Annotated in this window: 18 protein-coding genes; 15 read left to right on the top strand and 3 right to left on the bottom strand. The window is 73.6% G+C overall.

Going from position 1 to position 23,323, the window contains the following annotated elements; translation table 11 throughout:
* Position 1: 1 nt before the first annotated feature.
* From JOF36_RS18285 to JOF36_RS18305, 5 genes are all read left to right on the top strand, one after another.
* Positions 2-2,131, top strand: a complete 2,130-nt coding sequence (locus tag JOF36_RS18285; protein WP_210028203.1) for an acetate--CoA ligase family protein — start codon at positions 2-4, stop codon at positions 2,129-2,131.
* Positions 2,132-2,262: 131 nt separating this feature from the next.
* Positions 2,263-3,771, top strand: a complete 1,509-nt coding sequence (locus JOF36_RS18290) for an Nramp family divalent metal transporter (RefSeq protein WP_210028204.1) — start codon at positions 2,263-2,265, stop codon at positions 3,769-3,771.
* Positions 3,771-4,340: a hypothetical protein gene (locus tag JOF36_RS18295; protein ID WP_210028205.1), complete on the top strand. Its 570-nt coding sequence runs from the start codon at positions 3,771-3,773 to the stop codon at positions 4,338-4,340. Before JOF36_RS18290 ends, JOF36_RS18295 begins: the two co-directional genes overlap by 1 nt.
* Positions 4,341-4,528: 188 nt before the next feature.
* Positions 4,529-5,617, top strand: coding sequence for a TerC family protein (locus tag JOF36_RS18300; protein WP_210028208.1), 1,089 nt, complete (start codon positions 4,529-4,531; stop codon positions 5,615-5,617).
* Between the two features lie 340 nt (positions 5,618-5,957).
* Positions 5,958-7,889: a solute carrier family 23 protein gene (locus tag JOF36_RS18305; RefSeq protein WP_210028210.1), complete on the top strand. Its 1,932-nt coding sequence runs from the start codon at positions 5,958-5,960 to the stop codon at positions 7,887-7,889.
* Between the two features lie 52 nt (positions 7,890-7,941).
* Here JOF36_RS18305 and JOF36_RS18310 read toward each other — a convergent pair whose 3' ends face one another.
* On the bottom strand, positions 7,942-9,606 hold the full coding sequence (locus tag JOF36_RS18310; protein WP_245350893.1) for a PucR family transcriptional regulator: 1,665 nt from the start codon (positions 9,604-9,606) through the stop codon (positions 7,942-7,944).
* Between the two features lie 93 nt (positions 9,607-9,699).
* Here JOF36_RS18310 and JOF36_RS18315 point away from each other — a divergent pair, with 93 nt between their 5' ends.
* The 5 genes from JOF36_RS18315 (at position 9,700) to JOF36_RS18335 (ending at position 15,957) form a co-directional block, all read left to right on the top strand.
* Positions 9,700-10,581, top strand: coding sequence for an FAD binding domain-containing protein (locus tag JOF36_RS18315; RefSeq protein WP_210028212.1), 882 nt, complete (start codon positions 9,700-9,702; stop codon positions 10,579-10,581).
* Positions 10,581-11,066 (top strand): (2Fe-2S)-binding protein, encoded by a 486-nt coding sequence (locus JOF36_RS18320; RefSeq protein ID WP_210028213.1) that lies wholly within the window; start codon positions 10,581-10,583, stop codon positions 11,064-11,066. The genes JOF36_RS18315 and JOF36_RS18320 overlap by 1 nt, the downstream gene beginning before the upstream one ends.
* Complete coding sequence (locus JOF36_RS18325; protein ID WP_210035880.1) at positions 11,066-12,409, top strand: 8-oxoguanine deaminase; 1,344 nt, start codon at positions 11,066-11,068, stop codon at positions 12,407-12,409. Before JOF36_RS18320 ends, JOF36_RS18325 begins: the two co-directional genes overlap by 1 nt.
* Complete coding sequence (locus tag JOF36_RS18330) at positions 12,406-14,733, top strand: xanthine dehydrogenase family protein molybdopterin-binding subunit (RefSeq protein ID WP_210028214.1); 2,328 nt, start codon at positions 12,406-12,408, stop codon at positions 14,731-14,733. The genes JOF36_RS18325 and JOF36_RS18330 overlap by 4 nt, the downstream gene beginning before the upstream one ends.
* A 75-nt stretch (positions 14,734-14,808) precedes the next feature.
* Positions 14,809-15,957, top strand: coding sequence for a zinc-binding dehydrogenase (locus JOF36_RS18335; protein WP_210028215.1), 1,149 nt, complete (start codon positions 14,809-14,811; stop codon positions 15,955-15,957).
* 448 nt (positions 15,958-16,405) lie between these two features.
* Here the strand turns inward: JOF36_RS18335 and JOF36_RS18340 are convergent, their stop codons facing one another.
* A complete protein-coding gene (locus JOF36_RS18340) occupies positions 16,406-17,140 on the bottom strand; it encodes a GntR family transcriptional regulator (RefSeq protein ID WP_210028216.1) in 735 nt (244 codons plus the stop codon).
* Between the two features lie 132 nt (positions 17,141-17,272).
* Between JOF36_RS18340 and JOF36_RS18345 the strand changes: the two genes are divergently transcribed.
* Genes JOF36_RS18345 through JOF36_RS18365 form a run of 5 tightly spaced genes read left to right on the top strand, consistent with a single transcriptional unit; the run spans position 17,273 to position 21,603 of the window.
* On the top strand, positions 17,273-18,496 hold the full coding sequence (locus JOF36_RS18345) for an FAD-dependent oxidoreductase (RefSeq protein ID WP_245350894.1): 1,224 nt from the start codon (positions 17,273-17,275) through the stop codon (positions 18,494-18,496).
* Positions 18,496-19,404 carry a phosphate/phosphite/phosphonate ABC transporter substrate-binding protein gene (locus JOF36_RS18350; protein WP_210028217.1) on the top strand — a complete coding sequence of 303 codons (909 nt, stop codon included), beginning with the start codon at positions 18,496-18,498 and terminating at the stop codon, positions 19,402-19,404. Before JOF36_RS18345 ends, JOF36_RS18350 begins: the two co-directional genes overlap by 1 nt.
* Complete coding sequence (locus tag JOF36_RS18355; protein WP_245350895.1) at positions 19,404-20,129, top strand: phosphonate ABC transporter ATP-binding protein; 726 nt, start codon at positions 19,404-19,406, stop codon at positions 20,127-20,129. Before JOF36_RS18350 ends, JOF36_RS18355 begins: the two co-directional genes overlap by 1 nt.
* Positions 20,126-20,956, top strand: a complete 831-nt coding sequence (gene phnE / locus JOF36_RS18360; RefSeq protein WP_210028219.1) for a phosphonate ABC transporter, permease protein PhnE — start codon at positions 20,126-20,128, stop codon at positions 20,954-20,956. The genes JOF36_RS18355 and phnE overlap by 4 nt, the downstream gene beginning before the upstream one ends.
* Entirely contained in the window at positions 20,953-21,603 is a 651-nt protein-coding gene (locus JOF36_RS18365) for a phosphonatase-like hydrolase (protein WP_210028220.1), read from the top strand. The genes phnE and JOF36_RS18365 overlap by 4 nt, the downstream gene beginning before the upstream one ends.
* Before the next feature lie 67 nt (positions 21,604-21,670).
* Here JOF36_RS18365 and mdlC read toward each other — a convergent pair whose 3' ends face one another.
* Positions 21,671-23,251 carry a benzoylformate decarboxylase gene (gene mdlC / locus JOF36_RS18370; protein ID WP_210028222.1) on the bottom strand — a complete coding sequence of 527 codons (1,581 nt, stop codon included), beginning with the start codon at positions 23,249-23,251 and terminating at the stop codon, positions 21,671-21,673.
* Positions 23,252-23,323: the final 72 nt, after the last annotated feature.

Consider the following 23,323-nt stretch of genomic DNA (forward strand, 5'->3'; position numbering starts at 1 on the left):
CATGAGCTATGACATCCAGACCGTTCGCGAGGTCCTCGACAAGGTCCGCGCGGAGGACCGCGACTCACTGACCGCGCCCGAGGGCAAGATCGTGTGTCAGGCCTACGGCATCACCACGCCGGGGGAGGGTCTCGCCGGTTCCGCGGACGAGGCGGTCCGGCTGGCCGCGGAGATCGGCGGGGCGGTGGTTATGAAGATCGTCTCCCCGGACATCCTGCACAAGACCGAGGCCGGCGGGGTCCTCGTCGACGTGCGCGGTGACGACGCGGTGCGCCGCGCCTACACCGAGATCGTCGACAACGCCCGTGCCTACTCCGCGGACGCCGTGATCGACGGCGTGCAGGTCCAGGAAATGCTCTCCGGCGGCCACGAAGTGATCATCGGCGCGACCACCGACCCGACGTTCGGCAAGGTCGTCGTCTTCGGTCTCGGCGGGGTGCTCGTCGAGGTGCTCAAGGACGTGACGTTCCGGCTCGCGCCGATCGACGACGCGACGGCGGGCACGATGCTCAACGACATCGCGGCGGCCGAGGTCCTGCGCGGAGCCCGTGGTGCCGAACCGGTGGACGCGAGCGCACTGGCCGGTATGCTGCGCCGGGTCTCCGACCTGATCACCGACTTCCCCGAGATCCGGGAGCTGGACCTCAACCCGGTCTTCGCCCGTCCCGACGGCGCCTCGGCCGCGGACGTGCGGATCCTGCTGGAGACCGAGACGGTCCCCGAGCCGGTGCGCTACACCGACGAGGAGATCCTCGCGACGATGACCCGGATGATGCAGCCGCGCTCGGTCGCGGTCATCGGGGCGTCCGCCGAGGAGGGCAAGATCGGCAACTCGGTGATGAAGAACCTGGTCAACGGGGGCTTCGCCGGCGACATCTACCCGATCAATCCCAAGGCCGACGAGATCCTCGGCCGGAAGGCCTACTCCAGCGTCTCCGAGATCCCCGGCGAGGTCGACGTCGCGGTCTTCGCGGTCCCGGCCAAGTTCGTCATCGGGGCCGTGGCCGAGGTGGGCGACAAGGGCATCCCGGCCGCGGTGCTCATCCCGTCGGGCTTCGCCGAGACCGGCAACGTCGATCTGCAACAGGAGCTCGTCGACACCGCCCGCGCACACGGGGTGCGGCTGCTCGGGCCCAACATCTACGGCTACTACTCCACGCACCACGATCTCTGCGCCACCTTCTGCACCCCCTACGACGTCAAGGGTGGTGTCGCGCTGACCTCGCAGAGCGGGGGCATCGGGATGGCCATCCTGGGCTTCGCACGGACGTCGAAGATGGGTGTGTCGGCGATCGTGGGGCTGGGCAACAAGTCCGACATCGACGAGGACGACCTGCTCACCTACTTCGAGAAGGACGACAACACCACCTGCATCGCGATGCACCTCGAGGACCTCAAGGACGGGCGGGCCTTCGTGGAGACCGCCCGCCGGGTGACCGCGACGAAGCCGGTGGTGGTCCTCAAGGCCGGGCGCACCGAGCAGGGTGCCAAGGCCGCCGGCTCGCACACCGGCGCGCTGGCCGGCGACGACAAGGTCTACGACGACATCCTGCGCCAGGCGGGTGTCGTCCGGGCGCCCGGGCTGAACGAGATGCTCGAGTACTCTCGTGGCCTGCCGGTGCTGCCCACCCCGAAGGGCGAGAACGTCGTGATCATCACCGGGGCCGGCGGGTCCGGGGTGCTGCTCTCCGACGCGTGCGTGGACAACGGCCTGAGCCTGATGGAGATCCCGCCCGACCTCGACGAGTCGTTCCGGGCGTTCATCCCGCCCTTCGGCGCGGCCGGGAACCCGATCGACATCACCGGTGGTGAGCCGCCGAGCACCTACGAGGCGACGATCCGGCTCGGACTGGAGGATCCCCGGATCCACGCCCTGATCCTGGGCTACTGGCACACCATCGTCACCCCGCCGATGGTGTTCGCGGAGCTGACCGCACGGGTCGTGGCCGAGGCCCGCGCCAAGGGCATCGACAAGCCCGTGGTGGCCTCGCTCGCCGGCGACGTCGAGGTGGAGGAGGCCAGCGACCACCTCTACCAGCACGGGATCGTCGCCTACCCGTACACGACCGAGAAGCCGGTCGCCGTACTCGGGGCCAAGTACCGCTGGGCCCGCGCTGCGGGCCTGGTCTGACCGTCCCACCACCTCCGCGCCCGTGAGCGGTGGGCGGGACCCCCGCCCACCGCTCGCGGGACGCACGGCATGAAGAGAGGAGCGACGACCGGAAGGCCGCACGTCGACCGATGCCCCATCCAGGAGAGTCAATGACGACTTCCAAAGACCCCGAGGCCGAGTTCCCGGATAACGCCGCGCAGGCCGTGCCCGACACCGACACACGGGTGTGGCACGCGGGTGGCCTGGAGCCGATGCCGATTCGCAAGCTCCCGCAAGCCCCGCCCTCGGTGCACATCCTGGGCCCGACGGTATTCCTCGTCGCGCTCGGTGTGGGCATGGGCGAGGCCTACATGTGGCCGCGGCTGGTCCTGCTCTTCGGGCCGGAGATCCGCTGGCTGTTCCTGATCGGCGTGACCCTGCAGGCGATCGTCCTGCTGGAGATGTCGCGCTACGCCATGGCGACCGGGGAGAGCATCTTCATGGGTGCCGCCCGGGTGTTCAAACCCTTGATGTGGTTCTTCTTCGTCGCCGCGATCCTGATCTATATCTGGCCCGGCCACCTCTCGGCGGGCGCACTCGCGTTCGAAAGTCTCACCGGTGTCCCGTGGCAGATCACCGGTGTGGCAGGGATGTTGCTGGTGGGGCTGGTATTCAGCCTCGCCAAAGTCATCTATCCGTTACTGGAGGCCCTGCTGGGCCTCCTGATCGGTGTCCTCGTCGTGGGCACGTCGGTGATCGCCTCGCTGGTGGGCACCTGGGCGGACCTGTCCACCACCGTGTCCGGCATGTTCGCCTTCGGGTACCTGCCCGCCGAGGCACTGTCGCCGGCCTGGTTCCCGGTGATCGTCGGCTCGATCGCCTTCGCCGGCCCGTCCGGCATGCAGCAGATGTGGAACACCCTGCAGCTGCGTGACAAGGGTGCCGGCATGGGCGCGCACATTCCGAAGATCCGCGGGCTGCGGCACGCGGGCGAGGAAGAGGCGATGCCCTCGCGCGGGTTCATGTTCGACACCGACGACCCGGAGGAGATGAAGAAGTGGAAGGGCTGGCGGCGCTGGATCACCTTCGACGCCATCCTGCTCTTCTGGGGCATCACCATGCTGGTGACGATCTCGTTCACCATCCTGGCCCAGGCCGCCGCGCGGACCAGCCCGGACGTGGTGAACCTGCTCCGGGACGGCGAGCGGGAAGCGGCCCTGAACGCGATGTCCGACTCGTTCTCCGCGGCCGGTTCGCCGGCCCTGGGCGGCGTGTTCCTCGGGTTCATCGCGCTGATCGGGCTCAACGCGACGCTCGGCCTGTTCGACTCGTTCTCCCGTGGACAGGCCGACATGGCCTACTACTTCATCCCCGGGGCGAAGCGCTTCAAGATCTCGCACCTGTACGCGTTCTTCCTCTGGGGCGTGATCCTGTTCGGCATCATCATCCTGCTGTTCGGCCCGGCCGACGGCCCCGCCGGCATCCTGGACACGTTGGCGTTCCTGTCCACGTTCGCGATGGGTGCCTACTGCGTGGTCCTGCTGCTGGTGAACAACCGGATGCTGCCCAAGCCGATCCGGCCGAAGCTGTGGAGCAACGTGGTCATCGGCTTCGGTGCCGTGTTCTACCTGGGCATGCTGTTCTACAGCCTGATCAGGTTCGGGGTGGTGGTGAGCTGATGGTGTCCTCGCGTATCCGGATGCAGGCCGAGGTCGCCGTACCCGGCCTGGCCAGCGGAGTGGCGGCAGGGCTCGTCGTCGGTGTACTGGCGGCGCTGGTCGGCCAGCCCCTCGGGTGGGCGGCCATGTCCGCCCTGACCCTGGGGCTGCCGATGGCGGTGCTCGGCTTCGGCTACGGGCTCCTGATCGCGACGGCCCGGGTACGGCTCGGGGTGTTCACGCCGGCGGCCGTCTACTGGCTGGTCGGGTTCCCGCTCGCCCGTCTCCTGCACGAGACGGTGACCCCGGCCCTGCTCGGTGGGTCGCTGACCCCGCCGGAGGACCTGTGGGGTTTCCTCGCCTACCAGGGCCTGGTGAGCCTCGGGTTCGCGGTCGGGTTCGTCTGGCTCAACGAGCGGCTCGCGCCACGCTGGCTGCTGCGGACCAAGGATCACAACCCGATCGCGTACCAGCTGTTCCACGCCTACGCCCACGAGGCCGAGAAGATGCAGGAGGTCAAGCAGCAGCGCCGGAGCACCCGTACCCGCACCCGCGCCGGCGCCGGTTCCCGGGCCGGGAAGGGAGGCTGACCCGGCACCCGGCATGATCCGGTGCACCGCACCGGTGCAGTGTCCACAGGGGAGTACCCCGTTCGCGATGACATCGTCAGCACGGTCCGGCCGGCTCATCAGCCGGCCGGACCCGGTGTCATGGGCCGGCCACGGTCGGCGGGGGAGACCTGGGGTCGTACCTGGTTCCGTACCACCCGGAGGTCTCTGTGCACGTCCCCACCTGGGTCTGGCTCGCCACCATCGGCGGGCTGCTCGGCATCATCCTGATCGACCTGCTGGTCGTCGGGCGCAAACCGCATGTCATCTCGATCCGCGAAGCGACCCGATGGGTCCTGTTCTACGTCGGCCTCGCCGTGCTCTTCGGGCTCGGCGTGTGGGCGTTCGCGGGCGGCACCTACGCCGGGGAGTTCTTCGCCGGCTACATCACCGAGTACTCGCTGTCGGTCGACAACCTGTTCGTCTTCGTCCTGATCATGACCGGGTTCGCCGTGCCCGCCGAGCACCAGCACAAGGTGTTGCTCGTCGGCATCTTGATCGCGCTGGTGATGCGCGGTGGGTTCATCGCCGTCGGCGCGGCGGCGATCAACGCCTTCAGCTGGGTCTTCTTCATCTTCGCCGCCTTCCTGATCTGGACGGCGTTCAGCATGCTCCGCCAGGGCATCGGGGGCGACGAGGAGGAGTGGACCGAGCCGAAGGTCGTCAGCCTGGTCCGCCGGGTCCTGCCGGTCACCCGCGAGTACCACGGGGCCCGGCTCAGCGTCCGGGTCGACGGCAAGCGGTGGGTGACGCCGATGCTGATCGTGATGCTGGCGATCGGCCTGACCGACCTGCTGTTCGCACTGGACTCGATCCCGGCGATCTTCGGGTTGACCCAGGAGGCCTACCTGGTCTTCACCGCCAACGCGTTCGCGCTGATGGGCCTGCGCCAGCTCTACTTCCTCATCGGCGGGTTGCTGAGCAAGCTGGTGTTCCTGTCCTACGGCCTCGCCGTGATCCTGGCCTTCATCGGGGTCAAGCTGGTGCTGCACGCGCTGCACGAGAACGAGCTGCCGTTCCTCAACGGCGGGCAGCCGGTGCCGGTACCGGAGATCGGCATCGCACTGTCGCTGAGCGTGATCGTCGGTGTCCTGATCGTGACGACGGTGGCCAGCCTCGTCGCGGTGCGGAGGAACCCGGCGCTGGCCGGGTCCACCCACGACCAGCCGGAGCCGGCGGGCGCGCTCGACCCGGCACAGGACGCCGAAGGCGGTGACGAGCAGGCCGTGACGGCGGAGCGGGGCACGTCGGAGCGCTGACCGCGCTCCTGGGCTCCTGGCCCGACCGTTGGAAGAGGGGCACCCCCGAGGCGCAGGCAGCCTCGGGGGTGCCCCTCTTCGGCGTCGTTCTCCCTTTTCGGCACGGTCACAGCGGGTCGACTGTGGGATCGCACGAATCCGTCGGCCCCGATCCCGTCGTGTTCGTCGTCGCCGCCCGTGCCGGGCGCGGCGGCGGTGGGCGCATGGTGATGCAGGTCGCACATCGGCCAATGCCGGACGCGGGGCGCAGTCACCGCTGCGCGCCCCGCCCGGTCGTCCGCACGACCGCCGCGCCGCCCCGGCCGAGCCCGCCGGGCGTCCGTCCAGAACGAGGGTCCCGATGAGTCCGCTGCCGCGTCCGCGCCGTCGCCCGTCCACCGAAGCCGTCCATCCGGTCGACGCCGTCCCACCACCGGGCCGGCTCGCCGCCTACGGCCTGCAGCACGTGCTCGCGTTCTACGCCGGCGCCGTCGTCGTGCCGATCCTGCTGGCCAACGCGATCGGGCTGGACGAGCGCCAGCTCATCCACCTGATCAACGCCGACCTGTTCACCTGCGGCATCGCCTCGATCATCCAGTCGGTCGGGATGGGCAGACGGATCGGTGTACGGCTGCCGCTGCTGCAGGGCGTCACGTTCACCGCGGTCTCCCCGATGATCGCGATCGGGCTGGCCGCCGGCGGCGGGACCGAGGGCCTGACGACGATCTACGGCGCCGTCATCGTCGCCGGGCTGGTCACCTTCTTCGCGGCGCCCTACTTCGCGCGGCTGCTGCGGTTCTTCCCGCCGGTCGTCACGGGCACGGTGATCACAGTGATCGGCCTGGCGCTGCTGCCGGTCGCGGCGACCGACGCCGTCGGCGGGGCGAACGCGCCCGACCCCGGCAACCCGCTGTACCTGGCACTCGCGCTCGGGACGCTCGCCGTGATCGTCCTGATCCAGCGGATCTTCCGCGGGTTCATGGCGACCGTCGCGGTGCTCGCCGGGCTGGTGCTCGGGACGCTCGCCGCGGTGCCGTTCGGGCTGGTCGAGCTGTCCGCGGTGGGGGAGTCGGACTGGGTGGGCGTCACGACGCCGTTCCACTTCGGCTGGCCGCAGTTCTCGCTGGCCGCGATCCTCTCGATGATCGTCGTCATGATGATCACCGCGGTCGAGACGACCGGCGACGTGATCGCCACCGGCGAGATCGTCGGGAAGCGGGTCGGACCCGACGACGTCGCCCGCGCCCTGCGTGCCGACGGCGCGGCCACCACGCTGGGCGGGGTCCTGAACTCGTTCCCCTACACCTGCTTCGCCGAGAACGTCGGCCTGGTCCGGCTGACCCGGGTGTCGAGCCGCTGGGTGGTCGCGGCCGCGGGCGCGTTCATGATCCTGATCGGGCTGGTGCCGAAGGCGGGGGCACTGGTCGCCGCGGTGCCGCACCCGGTGCTCGGCGGGGCGGCACTGGCGATGTTCGCGACGGTCGCCGTCGTCGGCATCCAGACGCTGTCCAAGGTCGACTTCACCGACCACCGCAACGTCGTGGTCGTCGGCTCCGGGATCGGCGTGGCGTTGTTCGTGACCGTGCAGCCCGACGTCGCGCAGGCGCTGCCCGGGTGGGCGCAGATCATTCTGGGCTCGGGGATCACCGCGGGCAGCGTGGTGGCGATCGGGCTGAACCTGCTGTTCTTCCACACCGGACGGCGCAGGCCCGCCGCCGAGCCCACCGGCACGGTCCCCGCGGAGCAGGTCACGGCGCTGAGCCGGGCGGAGTTCGACGACCTGGTCGGGCGGCTCTTCGAGGGACCGACGCAGCTGCCCGCCCGCACGCACGCCCGTGGCCCGTTCGACGACGCGGCGACCCTGCGGGCGGCGATCCAGGAGGAACTGTTCGCCGCGCCGGCGGGGGAGCAGCGGGAGCTGATGGCGCACTACCCGGACCTGGGCGGACTCGTGGCGAGCGGCCACAGCGCTGCGGGACCCGGGACCCGGTCGCAGACGCCGGCCGTGCCGGGGGACCGGGAGGCGAGGGGCGCCCGGGTCGTGGTCCGGGACCGGGCAGGGCTCGCGCTGCTCGACGGCGACGACCGGGCCGAGCTGACCCGGCTGGCCTCGGCGTACCGGGACCGGTTCGGCTTCCCGCTGATCGTCTGCCTGCGCGATGCCGGCGACCGGGCCGCGCTCCTGGCGACCGCCCGGCGCCGGCTCGTTCACCCGGCCGCGCAGGAGCACGCCGCTGCGCTCGTCGAGATCGCCAAGGTGGCCGGGCACCGCTTCGACGACCTCGTGCAGTGAGCAGAGCGGGGATGTCCGTTCATCGCGGTCAGCGGGACCGCAGCGCCAGGTATCAGCGGGACCGCAGCGCCAGGTAGAGGTCGACGCGGTCGGCGAACGAGCTGAGGTCGCGCCCGGTGAGCTCCGCGACCCGCCCGATCCGGTACCGCACCGTGTTGACGTGCAGGTGCAGGCGGGCCGCGGTGCGGCTCCAGGATCCGGACTCGTCGAGGAACGTCGCCAAGGTCTCGGCGAGCCCGGTCCCGGAGCGCGCGTCGTGGTCCAGGACCGGACCGAGCACCTGCGCGGCGAACCCGCGGCGGACGTCGTCGGGCACGCCGGCCAGCAGCACCACGTGCGAGGTGATCTCCCCGGCCCGGGCGGAGGTGACCGGGCCGGGCCGGGTCGCGGCCAGCCCGGCGGCGTGCCCGGCCTCGCCGAGCGCACCGGAGAGCGCGTCCGCCGCCGACGGCCGGGAGACGCCCGCGTGCAGCCGCCGGCCCGCCAGACCCGGCCCGAGCCGGCGCAGCGCCGCGAGCACGGCCGCGACGGGGTCGGCGCCCTCCTGGTCCCCGGGAACGGCCAGCACGGCGACGGCGATCCCGTCGTGCACCCCGACCGCCGCCGGACCGGCCCCGACCAGGGCGTCCACCAGCAACGTGTAGGCGGCCCCGGCCGGATCCGGGGCGTCGTCGGCGCGCAGTACCAGCACGACGAGCGTGCCGTCCGGCTCCACGCCGGCCTGCCGCAGCCGGACCCGCGTCTCGGGCCGGTCGCCCTCCCCGCGGGCGATCCGGGCGAGCGCGTCGTCGGTGATGGTCCGGGCCACCGCGGCGCCCTCGCGGCGGCGGGACCGGTCGAGCGCGGCGATGGCGGCGAGCTCACCGACGGCGTCGGTCGCCTCGGCGCCGGGCTCGCTGCCGACCACGCTGCCGCTGCCGCTGCCGCTGCCGCTGCCGCTGCCGCTGCCGCTGCCGCTGCCGCTGCCGCTCCCGCTCCCGCTCCCGCCCCCGGTCCCGCGCCCGGTATCGGTTCCGGTGCCGGGCCCGGAGCCCGGCGGGGACTCGGCCGCGACCAGCCAGCTCGTCGACCGGGCCGTCCCGGGGGCGGCCGGGACGAGCAGGTGCCGCCCCGCCCGCACCGGCAGCCGCTCGGCGGTCAGGAACGCGGCGACGACGGCATCGCGCTGCTCGTCGGGCAGCGGCGGCCCGGCCAGCAGGCCGCCCCCGGCCGTCAGCACCCGGCAGGTCAGCCCGGTCGCGGCCGACACCGTCCCCGCGAGGTCGGCCAGCTCGGCGCCCCCGGCGAACGCCGCGAGCAGCCGCCGGTGCCGGCCCAGGGTGTGCGCGAGCCGGTCGCCGCGGGCCGCGGACAGCGCTCCGACGACGGTCTCGGTCACCGCCCCGAACGACACGTGCTCCGGGACGGCGACCAGCACGAGGTCGTGCCGCCGGCAGGCGTCGACGACGTCGGCGGGCACCTCCCCGAACACCGCCTCGCCCGCGGCCAGCGCGGCCGCGCCGGCCGCGGCGACCGCGGCGACGAACTGCTCGCTGTCGGCGGCGCTGCGGCGCCACACCAGCCCGGAGACCACCAGCTCGCCGCCGCCCAGGTAACGCGACGGATCGGGCAGGTCGGTGGTGTAGACCCAGCGCACCGAACGGTCCAGATCGGCCGCGCGACCGTGCAGGACACGCAGGCCGAGCTCGCGCCGGGCCACCAGCTCGGAGAGCAGCATTGGAGGAACCTACAACGGGGGGACGTGAGCTGGGACACGATTCGTCCGCGCGGGGACTTCTGGCGGTGACCGGGACGCGGTTGCATCGTGTCCATGGATTTCCACGCACCGACGACCTGGGAGCAGGCCCTGGCGGTGAAGGCCGCGCACCCGGACGCGGTCCCGGTCGCCGGGGGCACCGACCTGATGGTCGAGATGAACTTCGACCGGCGTCGCCCGCCCGCCCTGCTGGACCTGACCCGGGTGCCCGAGCTCGCCGCCGTCGACCGGGTGGACGGGCGGATCCGGCTCGGCGCCGGCGTCCCGTACGCCCGGATGATCACCGAGCTGGGTACGGAGCTGCCGGGCCTGGCGATGGCGGCGCGCACCGTCGGGTCCCCGCAGATCCGCAACCGGGGCACCGCGGGCGGCAACCTGGGCTCGGCGTCCCCGGCCGGGGACTGCCACCCGCCGCTGCTCGCCTCCGGCGCCGAGGTCGAGATCGCGTCGGTCCGCGGGGTGCGCCGGGTGCCGGTGGCGGAGTTCTTCACCGGGCCCAAGCGCTCGGTCCTGGAACCGGACGAGCTGATCGCCGCCGTGCACATCGCCCCGGCGACCGGGCCCCAGCAGTTCGCCAAGATCGGTCCGCGCAACGCCATGGTGATCGCGGTGACCGCGTTCGCGCTGGCCCTGCACCCCGAGCAGAACCGGGTCGGGACCGGGATCGGCTCCGCGGCACCGACCCCGCGCCGGGCAACCGACGCCGAGGAGTTCCTGGCCGGCGAGCTGGGTGCCGCCGGGCTGTGGGAGTCCCGCGGCCCGCTGCCCGAGTCGCTGGTCACCGAGTTCGGCAACCGGGTCCGGGCCGCGGCCTCGCCGATCGACGACGTCCGTGGCAGCGCCGACTACCGCCGGCATGTGCTGGCCGTACTCGCCCGCCGCACCCTGACCTGGGCCTGGAACACCTACCGCAGCACCGAGAAGAGGGCCGCCTGATGCGCATCGAGCTGACCGTGAACGGCGCCGGCCGCGACGCCGACGACGTCTGGCCCGGGGAGAGCCTGCTGTACCTGCTGCGCGAGCGGCTCGGGCTGCCCGGCTCGAAGAACGCCTGCGAGCAGGGCGAGTGCGGCTCCTGCACCGTCTACCTGGACGGGACGACCGTGTGTGCCTGCCTGGTCGCGGCCGGGCAGGCCGCCGGGCGGGAGGTCACCACCGTGGAGGGACTCGCGGAGGGCTCCGGCGACGAGCGCGAGCTGGACCCGGTGCAGCGGGCCTTCGTCGAGAACGGCGCCGTGCAGTGCGGCTTCTGCACCCCGGGCCTGATCGTGAGTACGCACGACCTGCTCGAGCGGAACCCACAGCCGTCGGACCCGGAGATCCGGGAGGCCCTGGCCGGGAACCTCTGCCGGTGCACCGGCTACGAGAAGATCCTCGATGCCGTGCGCAGCGCCGCCGATGCCACCGGGGGTTCGCGGTGATCGTCATCGAGGGCGCGCACGTCGTCACCGTCTCCGGGCGGGAGTACCCGGACGGCCACGTCGTCATCGACGGGGACCGGATCGCCGCCGTCGGGCCGGGCCCGGCGCCGCGCCCGGACGGCGAGCACCGGGTCGTCGACGGCCGCGGCTGCCTGCTCACCCCGGGCCTGGTCAACACCCACCACCACCTCTACCAGTGGGTCACCCGTGGTCTGGCCGTGGACGCGACGCTGTTCGAGTGGCTGCGCACGCTCTATCCGGTCTGGGCCGGGATCGACGAGCACGCGGTGCGCACCGGGGCGACCGGCGCGCTGGCCCACCTCGCCCGCTCCGGCACCACCACCTCCACCGACCACCACTACGTCTTCCCGCGCGAGGGCGGTGACCTGCTCGGCGCGCTGGTCACGGCAGCAGGCGAGGTCGGCCTGCGGTTCCACCCGACCCGCGGGTCGATGGACCTCGGGCGCAGCGCGGGTGGGCTGCCGCCGGATCACGTCGTCGAGGACCTCGACGCGGTGCTGACCGCGTCGGCCGAGGCCGTCAAGCGCTGGCACGACCCGGCGCCGGGGGCGATGGTGCGGGTCGCGCTCGCGCCCTGCTCGCCGTTCTCGGTGACCGGCGAGCTGATGCGGGCCTCGGCCGAGCTGGGCCGGGAGCTGGGCGTGCGGCTGCACACCCACCTGGCCGAGACGCGCGACGAGGTGGACTTCTGCCGGGAACGGTTCGGCTGCACGCCGACCGAGTATGTCGCGGATCTGGGCTGGACCGGCCCGGACGTGTGGTTCGCGCACGCCGTGCACCTCGACGACGACGCGGTGCGCGCGATCGGGTCGACCGGCACCGGCGTCGCGCACTGCCCCACCTCGAACGGACGCCTCGGCGCCGGTATCGCCCGGATCCGGGACCTGCGCGACGCCGGAGCGGTCGTCGGGCTCGGGGTGGACGGGGCCGCGTCCAACGAGTCCTCCCTGATGCTCGACGAGGTGCGCCACTCCCTGCTGTTCGCCAGGGCCGTGGGCGGGCCCACCGCGCTCGGCGTTCGCGAGGCACTGGAGATGGGCACCCTCGGCGGGGCCCGGGTGCTCGGGCGCGACGACGAGATCGGCTCGATCGAACCCGGCAAGCTCGCCGATCTCGCGCTCTGGCGGCTCGACGGGCTCGCCCACGCCGACGTCGCCGACCCGGTGGCGGCGCTGGTGCTCGGCTCGCCGCCGCCGCTGGAGCTGCTGCTGGTCGGCGGCCGCCCGGTCGTCGAGCACGACGAGGTGCTGACCGTGGACACCGAGGCCGTCGCCGCCGCGTGCGCGGCGGTCCACCGCGACCTGCTGGAGAAGGCAACATGACCACCACCACGACATCGCGCACCGCGCCACCGTCGACCACCGTGGCCGGCGACCGCACCTCGGCCACCACCGGCCGGATCGGCGACAGCCCGCTGCGCCCGGACGGCACGCTCAAGGTCACCGGCGAGTTCGCCTACTCCTCGGACCTCTGGCACGAGGACATGTGCTGGGGCGTGACCCTGCGCAGCCCGCACCCGCACGCCCGGATCGTCTCGATCGACACCACCGCCGCGCTGCGGATGCCCGGCGTGGACGCGGTGCTGACCGCCGACGACGTACCGGGGGTGAACCGGACCGGCCTGGAGCACCAGGATCAGCCGGCGCTGGCCGAGGACGTCGTGCGGTACCAGGGGGAGCCGGTGGCGCTGGTCGCCGCCGACCATCCGGAGACCGCGCGGCGGGCCGCCGCGGTGATCGCCGTCGAGTACGAGGTGCTGCCCGCACTCACCGACCCGCGCCGCGCGCTGGACCCGGACACCCCGTTGCTGCATCCCTCGCACCCCACCGGCAACGTGGTCCGCGAGCTACCTGTCCGGCGCGGCGGCCCGATCCCCGACGCACCGGTCGTGGTGGCCTGCGAGTTCGAGGTCGGCATGCAGGACCAGGCGTTCCTCGGTCCGGAGTCCGGGCTCGCCGTGCCGGACGGCGAGGGTGGTCTCGACCTCTACGTGGCCACCCAGTGGCTGCACACCGACCAGCAGCAGGTGCAACGGGTGCTGGGCATCGGCCCGGACGCGGCCCGGCTGCACCTGGCCGGCGTCGGCGGCGCGTTCGGCGGTCGTGAGGACCTGTCGATGCACGTGCACGCCTGCCTGCTGGCACTGCGCACCGGCAAGCCGGTGAAGATGAGCTACTCGCGCGAGGAGTCCTTCTTCGGGCACGTGCACCGGCACCCGGCCTGGTTGCGCTACGAGTTCGGCGCCGACGACGACGGCACCCTGCGCTACGGGAAGGCCGAGATCCTGTTCGACGGCGGCGCCTACGCGTCCTCGACCGGCGCCGTCGTCGGCAACGGCGGGACGCTCGGGCTGGGCCCGTACCGGTTCCCGGTGGTCGACGTCGTCGCCCGCGGCGTGTACACGAACAACCCGCCGTGCGGGGCGATGCGCGGTTTCGGCTGCGTGCAGGCCGCGTTCGCGCACGAGTACCTGATGGACGCCCTCGCCGAGCGGGTCGGTGCCGACCCGGTCGAGCTGCGTGCCCGCAACGGGATGCGCGAGGGCGACCCGAACATCACCGGGCAGACGATCGACTCCGCGGCGCCGGTGGCCGAGCTGATCCGCCGGGTCCGGGACATGCCGCTGCCCGGCGATCGCGGCGACGACCTGCTCGAGCTGCCCGGCGGCGTCGGGAACACCACGCACGGCGAGGGCGTCCGGCGCGGGATCGGCTACTCGGTCACCTACAAGAACATCGGCTTCTCCGAGGGCTTCGACGACTACTCCACCGCCCGGGTCCGGCTCTCGGTGGCCGGTGGCGAGCCGGTGGCCTCGGTGCACACCGCGGCCGCCGAGGTCGGCCAGGGACTGGTCTCGGTGCAGGCCCAGATCGCCCGCACCGAGCTCGGGGTGAGCCGGGTCGTCGTCGAGCCGGCCGACACCACGATCGGGTCCGCGGGATCGACGTCGGCGTCGCGCCAGACCTACGTCACCGGCGGCGCCGTGCGCGCGGCGTGCGAACTGGTCCGGGCCCGGGTGCTCCAGCGGGCCGCCGGCACGCTCGGGGTACCGGTGGGGTCGCTGCGCCTCGAGGGGGACAAGGTCGTCGCCGCCGGTGGCGAGGTCCTCGCCGGGCTGGCCGACGTGCTGGGCGACAGCGCGGTCGAGGAGACCACCGAGTGGCGGCACCGGCCGACCGCCGAGCCGGACCCGGAGACCGGGCAGGGCGACGCGCACGTGCAGTACGCGTTCTCCGCGCACCGCGCGGTGGTCGACGTCGACGTCGAGCTGGGCCTGGTCAAGATGATCGCCCTGGACACCGCACAGGACGTCGGGAAGGCGATCAACCCGGACGCCGTGCTCGGCCAGATCCAGGGCGGGTCGGTGCAGGGAATGGGCCTGGCGCTGATGGAGGAGGTGCTGGTGACCGACGGGCAGGTGCGCAACCCGTCGTTCACCGACTACCTCATCCCGACCGTGCTCGACACCCCGCCGATGCGGATCGAGGTGCTGGAGAACCCGGACCCGCACGCTCCGTACGGCGTGCGAGGGGTCGGCGAGCCGCCGACCATCTCCAGCGGGCCCGCGGTGGCCGCGGCGATCCGGGCGGCCACCGGGAAGGCGCTGCGGCGCGTGCCGATCCGGCCGGAGCACATCGTGACCTGACGGCCGACGCGCCGTTCACCGACTTGTCAATACAAGTTGGTGGACGGCGGGCCGCTCCGGTGCGACCGTGACCGCATGACGACGACCGTGGCGACCGCCCGCTACGCCCGCTGGGACGGAACGGGGGAGCCGTTCCGGCTCGTCGACACCGCGCTACCGGCCCGGCCTGCGCCGGGTGAGGTGCTGGTGCGGGTCGACCTGGCGACGGTGTGCGGCTCGGACCTGCACACGACGCGGGGACACCGTTCCTCGCCCGTGCCGGGGGTGCTCGGACACGAGCAGGTCGGGCGGGTGGTAGCTGTCGGAAGCACCCCTGTCGGAGGCACCCCTGTCGGGAACACGGCTGTCGGGGCCACGGCTGCTGGGGCCGCGCCCGGCGGTCCGGGCCCGCGGCACATCGACGGAGCCCCGGTGCTCGTGGGGGACCGGATCGTCTGGTCGGTCGCCGCCTCCTGCGGGCACTGCCGTCGCTGCCGCCGCGGGCTCCCGCAGAAGTGCACCGACCTGCTGAAATACGGTCACGAACCGCTCGACGAGGCGCATCCGCTGACCGGCGGCTTCGCCACCCACTGCGTGCTCGCGCCCGGGACGGCGACCGTCGTCGTCCCGGACGCGGTGCCCGACCTCGTCGCCGCACCCGCCTCGTGCGCCACCGCCACGGTCGCGGCCGTCCTCGACGCGGCCGTTCTCGACGCGGCCGGGCGGCTCGGGCCGGGGGACCGGGTCCTGGTCACCGGGGCCGGGATGCTCGGGGTGACCGCGGTCGCCATGGCGGCCCGGATGGGTGCCGAGGTGGTCGCCGCCGACCCGCACGCCGACCGGCGCGAGCGCGCGCTGCGCTTCGGTGCGACGGCCGCCGTGGAGGTCCCGGACGCGGGCGCGTTCGACGTGGCCCTGGAGCTGTCCGGGGCGGCGCCGGCGGTGCGAACCTGTCTCGACAGCCTCGACGTCGGCGGGACCGCGGTGCTCGCCGGCTCGGTGTCACCCGGCCCCGCAGTGGCGCTCGACCCGGAACGGACGGTCCGCGGCCTGCACACGATCGTCGGGGTGCACAACTATGCGCCCCGCCACCTCGCCGCGGCCGTGGAGTTCCTCGCCACCGAGCACGCCCGGTTCCCGTTCGCCGAGCTCGTCGGCGGGCCCTGGCCGCTCGAGGACCTCGACGCCGCCTTCGCCGCCGCCGGCGCGCCGGGCGCCGCACCCCGCCAAGCCGTGCGCCCCTGAGCGCCCCGGCCTCCGGTGCCCGGGCGCTGGCGCTTCCTGATCGAGCCGCACGCTTCCGCCCTGCTCAGGGCGGAAACGTGCGGCTCAGCTGTCGGCGCACGATCGGGGCGCACCTTTCCGCCCTGAGCAGGGCGGCACCGTGCGTCTCGGATCCGCGGGGTGTGCTCGGGTGTCCTGACGAGGGACGGAGGGGCAGGTACGTCCCGAGCGCCCGGTGCCCGGTGCCCGATGCGCCCCGGCTCCCGGTGAGCTGGCGCTACGCGATCGAGCCGCACGCTTCCGCCCCGATCAGGGCGGGAACGTGCGTCTCAGTTGCCGGCGCACGGTCGAGGCGGACCTTTTCGCCCTGTTCGGGGCGACACCGTGCATCTCGGGCCATCGGGGGGGGGGTGCGGGTCGGTCGCACCCGAGAGCGGGCCGAGTTACCCGGCGCGACGGTGTCGTGCTGTCACTCCCGGGTGACGGCGCCCCGGCCGCCGCGGGTGTTGGTGATCGTCACCGTGGCGACGTCCGGGCGGTAGCGGTCCTCCGACCATTCGAGGACCTCGCCTGCGGTGTTCCAGGTCAGGCGCCGTTCCCGCAGCAGCGGGTGCCCGACGTCGACGCCCAGCAGTTCGGCGTCGAGCTGGTCGGCGGCCACCGCGTCGAAGGTGTGCCGGGCGGCGTGCAGGTCGACCCCGTGCTCGGTGAGCAGTGCGTAGATCGAGCCGGCGTCGAGGTCGGCGTCGAGCAGCGGGCGCCCGACCTTCTCGATGTAGGTCATCCGTTCGAGCATGGCCGGGCGGTCGTCGAGCAGGCGCAGCCGGACCAGCTGGACGGCGAAGTCGCCCGGCTCCAGGTGCAGTGCCGCAGCCACCGTGGCGTCGGGATGCCGTAGTGCGATCTCCTGCAGCCGCTGGCCCGGGACGTGCCCGGTGAGCTCCGCGCGCCGGGTGAAGGACAGGAACGACTCGAACGGCTGCGCCGGCACGGCGTCGAGCACCACCGGGCGCCGGCCCTGCCCGCCGCCGACGAGACCCTCGTCGCGCAGCGCGGCCATCGCCTGGCGCACGGGTCCGCGCGAGGTCGCGAACTCCCGGCACAGCTCCGCCTCGGACGGCAGCAGCTCGCCGATCCCGATGGCGCCGCTGCGGATCCGGGCGCGCAGCTCGTCGGCCAGCGTCCGGTGTAAGGGAGTGCCCACGGAGCTGACTGTACAAGTGATGCGGCCCTGCGCACGGCGTTGAAGAAGACGCCAGGTGAACACCCACTGGCTTGTATCTACAAGTCGTTGCCCGCTGTGGAATCTGCTGCCACGGTCGGAACCGTGACCCGGATGAGTGATCTCGTGATCGTCGGGGCCGGTGTCGTCGGCCTCGCCCACGCGGTGGAGGCGGTGACGCGCGGCCTGACCGTGACCGTGCTGGACCGCGACGAGCGTGCCGTCGGCGCCTCGGTGCGCAACTTCGGCCACGGCTGCCTGACCGCGCAGACCGGCGACGCGCTGACCTACGCGCTGCGGGGCCGGGACACCTGGCTGCGGCTCGGGAGACGGGCGGGATTCGGGGTCGCCGAGTGCGGCACCGTCGTCGTCGCCCGCAGTGCCGAGGAGCGTGCCGCACTGGAGGAGCTCGCCGCCGGGCGCGGTGACGACGTCGAGCTCCTCGATCCGGCGCAGGTCACCGGCCGGGTCCCGGTGGCCGCCGGGGGCCTGCACGGGGGCGCGTTCCTGCCGCGGGACCTGCGGGTCGAGCAACGCCGGGCGGTCGCCGCGATCGCCGCCTGGCTGAACACCCAGCCCGGAGCCGAGGTCCGCTTCGGCACCCCGGTGCTCGGGATCGACGGCACCGACCTCCCGGCCGGCCGAGCCGGGGCCACCGGCGCGGCCTCCGACAGGTCCGCCTTCACCGGCGCGGCGTCCGGCGGGTCCGGGTTCACCGGCACCGCGGCCGACGGCCCGGTCGTCGTCCGCACCGGCCGCGGAGAGGTTCGGGCCCGGCAGGTCCTCGTCTGCGTCGGCCACGACCTGGACCGGCTGTTCCCCGCGCCGGCCGACGCGGCGGGCCTGCGCCGCTGCGTCCTGCAGATACTCCAGCTCCGCCCGACGGCACCGGTCACGGTCGAGCCCGCGGTGCTCACCGGCAGCTCGATGTTGCGCTACCCCGCCCTCGCCGGCACCGAGGGAGCCCGCGCCCTGCGCGAGCGCTGGCGCACCGAACGCCCCGAGCTGCTCGACGCCGGGGTCAACCACATGCTCACCCAGCTGCCCGGCGGCGACCTCGTAGTCGGCGACACCCACACCTACGACCGCACCCCCGATCCCTTCACCGACGAGGCCCTCGACGACCTGCTGCTCGCCGAGACCCGGGCCCTGCTCGGGACCGACCTGCGGGTCGTGAGCCGCTGGCAGGGCGTCTACGCCGACGCACCCGGCGAGTTCCTCGTCCACCCCACCGCCCCGGCGACGACGGCCGTGTCCGTCACCTCCGGCATCGGCATGACCACCGCCTTCGGCCTCGCCCCGGCCGTCCTCGACCTGATCGCCTCCCAGGAGCCCTGATGCGCCCACGCCTGCTCGCCGGCCTCGTGCTGGCCACGACGCTCACCCTCACCGCCTGCGGCGGACCGTCCGAACCGGCCGCCGCCGGGTCAGTCACCTGTCCCGACGGGAAGATCCGGATGGGCGTCTCACCCTTCGAGGACCCCGCCAAGCTCATCCCGGCCGCCGAGGTGCTCGGCGACGCCCTGGAACGCCGGCTGAACTGCCCGGTCGACGTCCAGATCACCGAGGACTACTCCTCCGAGGTCCTCGCCATGCGCAACGACCAGCTGGAGCTCGGCATCTTCGGCCCGCTCGGCTACGTGTTCGCCGAGCAGCGCGCCGACGCCGAGGCCGTCGCCTCGTTCGGCACCGCCGACGGTGAGCTCGCCTCCTACACGGCCGGGATCTGGGTACCACGCGACTCCGACATCACCGACGTCACGCAGCTGCGCGGCCGCGACCTGGCCCTCGGCGCGGTCGGCTCCACCTCCGGTGACGCGCTGCCCCGCCAGGCCTTGCTCGACGCCGGTCTGGCCGAGGGTGACGTTCGGGTCGACTACGCGGGCGGCCACCCCGAGGCACTGCTCGCCCTGACCAACGGCCACGTCGACGCGGCCCAGATCAACAGCCAGCAGCTGGCGTCCGCGACGGAGTCGGGGACCTTCGACCCGGCGAAGTTCCGGCAGGTCTGGACGTCCGCGCCGATCCCCACCGACCCGATCGCGCTGCGCGGCAACCTGGAGCCCGAGTTCAAGGCCGCCGTCACGGACGCGCTGCTGAACCTCGACGCCCAGGCCGTCGGCGAGGTCGGTGCGCTGCTCGACGTCACTCCGCCCGGCCGGCTCGTGCCCGTCACCCACGACACCTACGCCCCGCTCGTCGAGCTCGCCGCGAAGCTCGGACTGACCGAAGAGGACGTGGAATGATGCCCGACCCGATGCTCACGGTCCGTGACGCGCGGGTGCGCTACGGCGACCGCGAGGTGCTGCACGGCGTCGACGTCGACGTCACCGCGGGGGAGCTGCTTGCCGTGCTCGGCGCCAACGGCTCCGGCAAGTCCACCCTGCTCCGCGCCGCCGCCGGATTGACCCCCGCCGACGGCGAGGTGCTCGTCGACGGCCGCCCGCGCGGCCCGCGCGACGTCGCGCTCGTGTTCCAGCACATCCATCTCGTCGCGCGGCGCAGCGTGCTCGACAACGTCTGCGCCGGAGCGCTGGGCCGGCTGCCGCTGCGGTGCTCACTGGTCCCGGCCCTGTTCCCGCGTGCGGTGCGGGAGGAGGCGATGGGCTGCCTGGACCGGGTCGGGCTCGCCGACCGGGCGCACGACCGGGCCGGATCGCTGTCCGGCGGCCAGCAGCAGCGGGTCGCCGTCGCCCGCGCGCTGTGCCAGCGGGCCCCGGTGCTGCTCGCCGACGAGCCGGTGTCCGCGCTGGACCCGGCCGCCGCCGAGCAGGTCCTCGGCCTGCTCACCGAGCTCGCCCACACCGGCGGGCTGGCCGTGCTCGCCGTCCTGCACCAGCCGGCGCTCGCCGCCCGGCACGCCGACCGGATCGTCGGCCTGCGCGACGGGCACGTCGCCATCGAAGGCCCGGCGCACACCGACGTCGGCGCCCTCTACCCGGACGCCCGCGAGCTGGAGACCGCATCGTGACCGTCACCGAGACCGGCGTCCGCCGCGTCCCTGTCCCGCCGCGCCGGCGCCCGCCGCGCACCCGCACCCTGGCCACGGTGATCGTCGCGGCACTGCTCGTGGTGCACGTGATCGCCTGGCGGAGCACCGAGATGTCGTTCGCCTCGCTGGTCGACGGCGCCGACGGCATGTGGCAGTTCCTGTCCGAGGCGATCCCGCCGGACGTGTCCTGGGAGGTGCTCGGCCCGAGCCTGACGGGCGCTCTCGAGACGCTCTGGGTCGGCCTGCTCGGCACCACGCTGTCGATCCCGTTCGCGCTGCTGCTCGCCCTGGCCGCGGCACGCGGTACCGCGCCCGGACCGACGGCCTACCAGGCCGCCCGCGGGCTGCTGTCGTTCCTGCGGGCCGTGCCCGACGTGGTCTTCGCGCTGATCTTCGTGACGGCCGTCGGGCTCGGCCCGTTCCCGGGCGTGCTGGCGCTGGTGTTCCACAACGTCGGCGTCATGGGCAAGCTGTGGGCCGAGACCATCGAGGACGCCGATCCCGGCCCGGCGACGGCGCTGCGCTCGGCCGGTGCCGGACGGCTGCAGGTCGCGGCACACGCGCTGCTGCCCTCGGTGACCCCACAGATGGTGGGGCTGCTGCTCTACCGGTTCGACGTCAACGTCCGCTCGTCGCTGGTGCTCGGCCTGGTCGGCGCCGGCGGCATCGGGTTCCTGATCAACCAGTCGATCCAGCTGTTCCGGTTCGACGAGATGCTGACCCACGTCCTCGTCGTACTGGTGCTGATCGTCGCCGTCGACCAGCTGTCCGCGCTGGTCCGCCGCCGTCTGGGGAGTGAAGCATGATCGTGTCTCTTGCCGTTCTCGACATCGCCGGGACCACCGTGGACGAGGGCGGTGCCGTCTACCGGGTGCTCGCCGAGGTGGTCACCGACGCCGGGCACCCGCCGCCGGACGCCGAGCTGCGCCGCTGGATGGGCGCCGACAAGCGCGAGGCACTGGCCGCGCTCACCAGGCGCGCCGAGGTGGAGGACCTGCACGACGCGTTCGTCGCCCGGCTCGCGCAGGCCTACGCCGCCACCCCACCGCGGCCGCTGCCGGGCGTGCCCGCGGCGCTCGCCGCACTGCGCACCGCCGGGATCCCGGTCGTGCTCACCACCGGGTTCGACCGGCAGGTCACCGACCCGCTGCTGGCCGCGCTGCCGCCGGAGTTCCGAGCCGAGCTCGACGGTGTGGTGTGCGCCGCGGACGTCGGGATCGGCCGCCCGGACCCGGCGATGATCCACCGGGCGATGGCGCTGACCGGCGTCGACGATCCGGCCCGGGTGCTGACCGCGGGCGACACCGTGCTCGACGTCGAGGCCGGTCGCAACGCCCGGGCCGGCCGGGTCGTGGGCGTGCTGACCGGCGCCCAGACCCGCGACGAGCTGTCCGCCGCGGGCCCGACCGACGTCGTCGGCGGGGTGGCGGACCTGCCGGGCCTGCTGGGGTGACGAGGCAAGATCCGCGTCCTGGGAGCTCAGGAGTGACCCGAACGCACCGGAACGCCCAGGACGCGGATCATGGCGCGGTGACCACCTCGACCAGCCGGGGCCCGTCGGCGTCGAACGCCTCCTTCAGCGCGGCCGCGACCGAGTCCGCGTCCCGGGCGGAGACGGCCGGGACCCCGTAGCCCTCGGCGATCTTCACGAAGTCCAGGCCCGGCACGTCCAGCCCGGGCGTCTCGCCGGTGCCGAGCAGGTCGGCGAACCCGCGCAGCGCGCCGTAGGTGCCGTTCTTCAGGATCACGAACACCACCGGGACCCGGTACTGCGCGGCCGTCCACAGCGCGGTGATCCCGTAGTTCGCCGACCCGTCCCCGACGAGTGCGACGACACGGCGCCGGTCGCCGTGCGCGAGCTGCGCGCCGACCGCGGCCGGCAGGCCGAACCCGAGGCCGCCTGATGCGGGGAACAGGTGGCTGCCCGGATCGGACAGGTCGGCCTGGGCCCAGTACGCGTCGGCGGTCGAGGTCGACTCGACGACGTGCACCGCGCCGGCCGGGGCGGCGTCGCGGACCAGGGCGAACAGCTGCTCCGGCGGGACGTGGCCGGTCGCGGTCGCGGGCTCGGCGAACGGGGCGCGCGGTGGCTGCGGCGGGCGCCCGGACGCCGGCACCCGCTCGGCGAGCGCGGCCAGCGCCGGGCCGACCGGGGCGACCCAGGCGTCGCCCATCGGGGCCCGGGCGGCCTCGGCCGGGTCCGCGGTGAGGTGCAGCAGCCGCGTCCCGGCGGGGAGCAGGTCGTCGGGCAGGTACTGGTGGTAGCGGAAGACCGGCGCCCCCGCGACGAGCACGACGTCGTGCCCGGCGAGGCGCTGTGTCACGTCCCGGACCGAGGCCGGCAGCACCCCGCGGAACGACGGGTGCCGGGTCGGGAACGGGCACCGCGACGCCGACGGCGCGACCCACACCGGGCAGGCCAGCTTCTCGGCGAGCGCGACCGCGTCGGCGTTCGCGCGGTCGGCGTCCACCTGCGGGCCGAGCACGAGCACCGGGTTCTCCGCCGCCGCCAGCAGGTCCGCGATCCCGGAGAGCTGCGCCGGGTCCAGCCCGGCCGCGGACACCGTCCGCCGCCCCGGCAGGTGCGCGGTGTGCGGGCCGGCCGGGAGCGCCCAGTCGTCGTAGGGGACCGAGAGGTAGACCGGGCCGCGCGGCTCGAGCAGCGCCGTGTGCACCGCCTGGGACAGCGACCGCGGGACGTCCTGCGGGTCGGCGGGCTCGGCGGACCACTTCACCAGCGGGCGGGGCAGCGCGGCGGCGTCGACGTTGGTCAGCATGACCTCCTGGCCGACCGTCGCCCGGACCTGCTGGCCCGCGGTCAGGACCAGCGGGGAGTGCGAGTAGACGGCGTTGGTCAGCGCACCCATCGCGTTGCCCGAACCGGACGCCGCGTGCAGGTTGACCAGCGCGGGCCCGCCGGTGGCCTGGGCGTAGCCGTCGGCCATGCCCACCACCGCGCCCTCGTGCAGGCCCAGGACGTACCGGGTCCCCTCGGGCATGGTGGCCAGGAACGGCAGCTCGTTCGATCCCGGGTTGCCGAACACGGTGTCGATCCCGTGCGCGCGCAGTACCTGCCAGCCGACCTCGCCGATCGTCGCCATCCGCAGAACGCCTCCTCGCGTGGGGTCGGCGGTGACGTTAGGCAGCCGCACGGCGTAACTCAACGGCGGTCC

Source organism: Pseudonocardia parietis (assembly GCF_017876315.1).
GTDB lineage: Bacteria > Actinomycetota > Actinomycetes > Mycobacteriales > Pseudonocardiaceae > Pseudonocardia > Pseudonocardia parietis.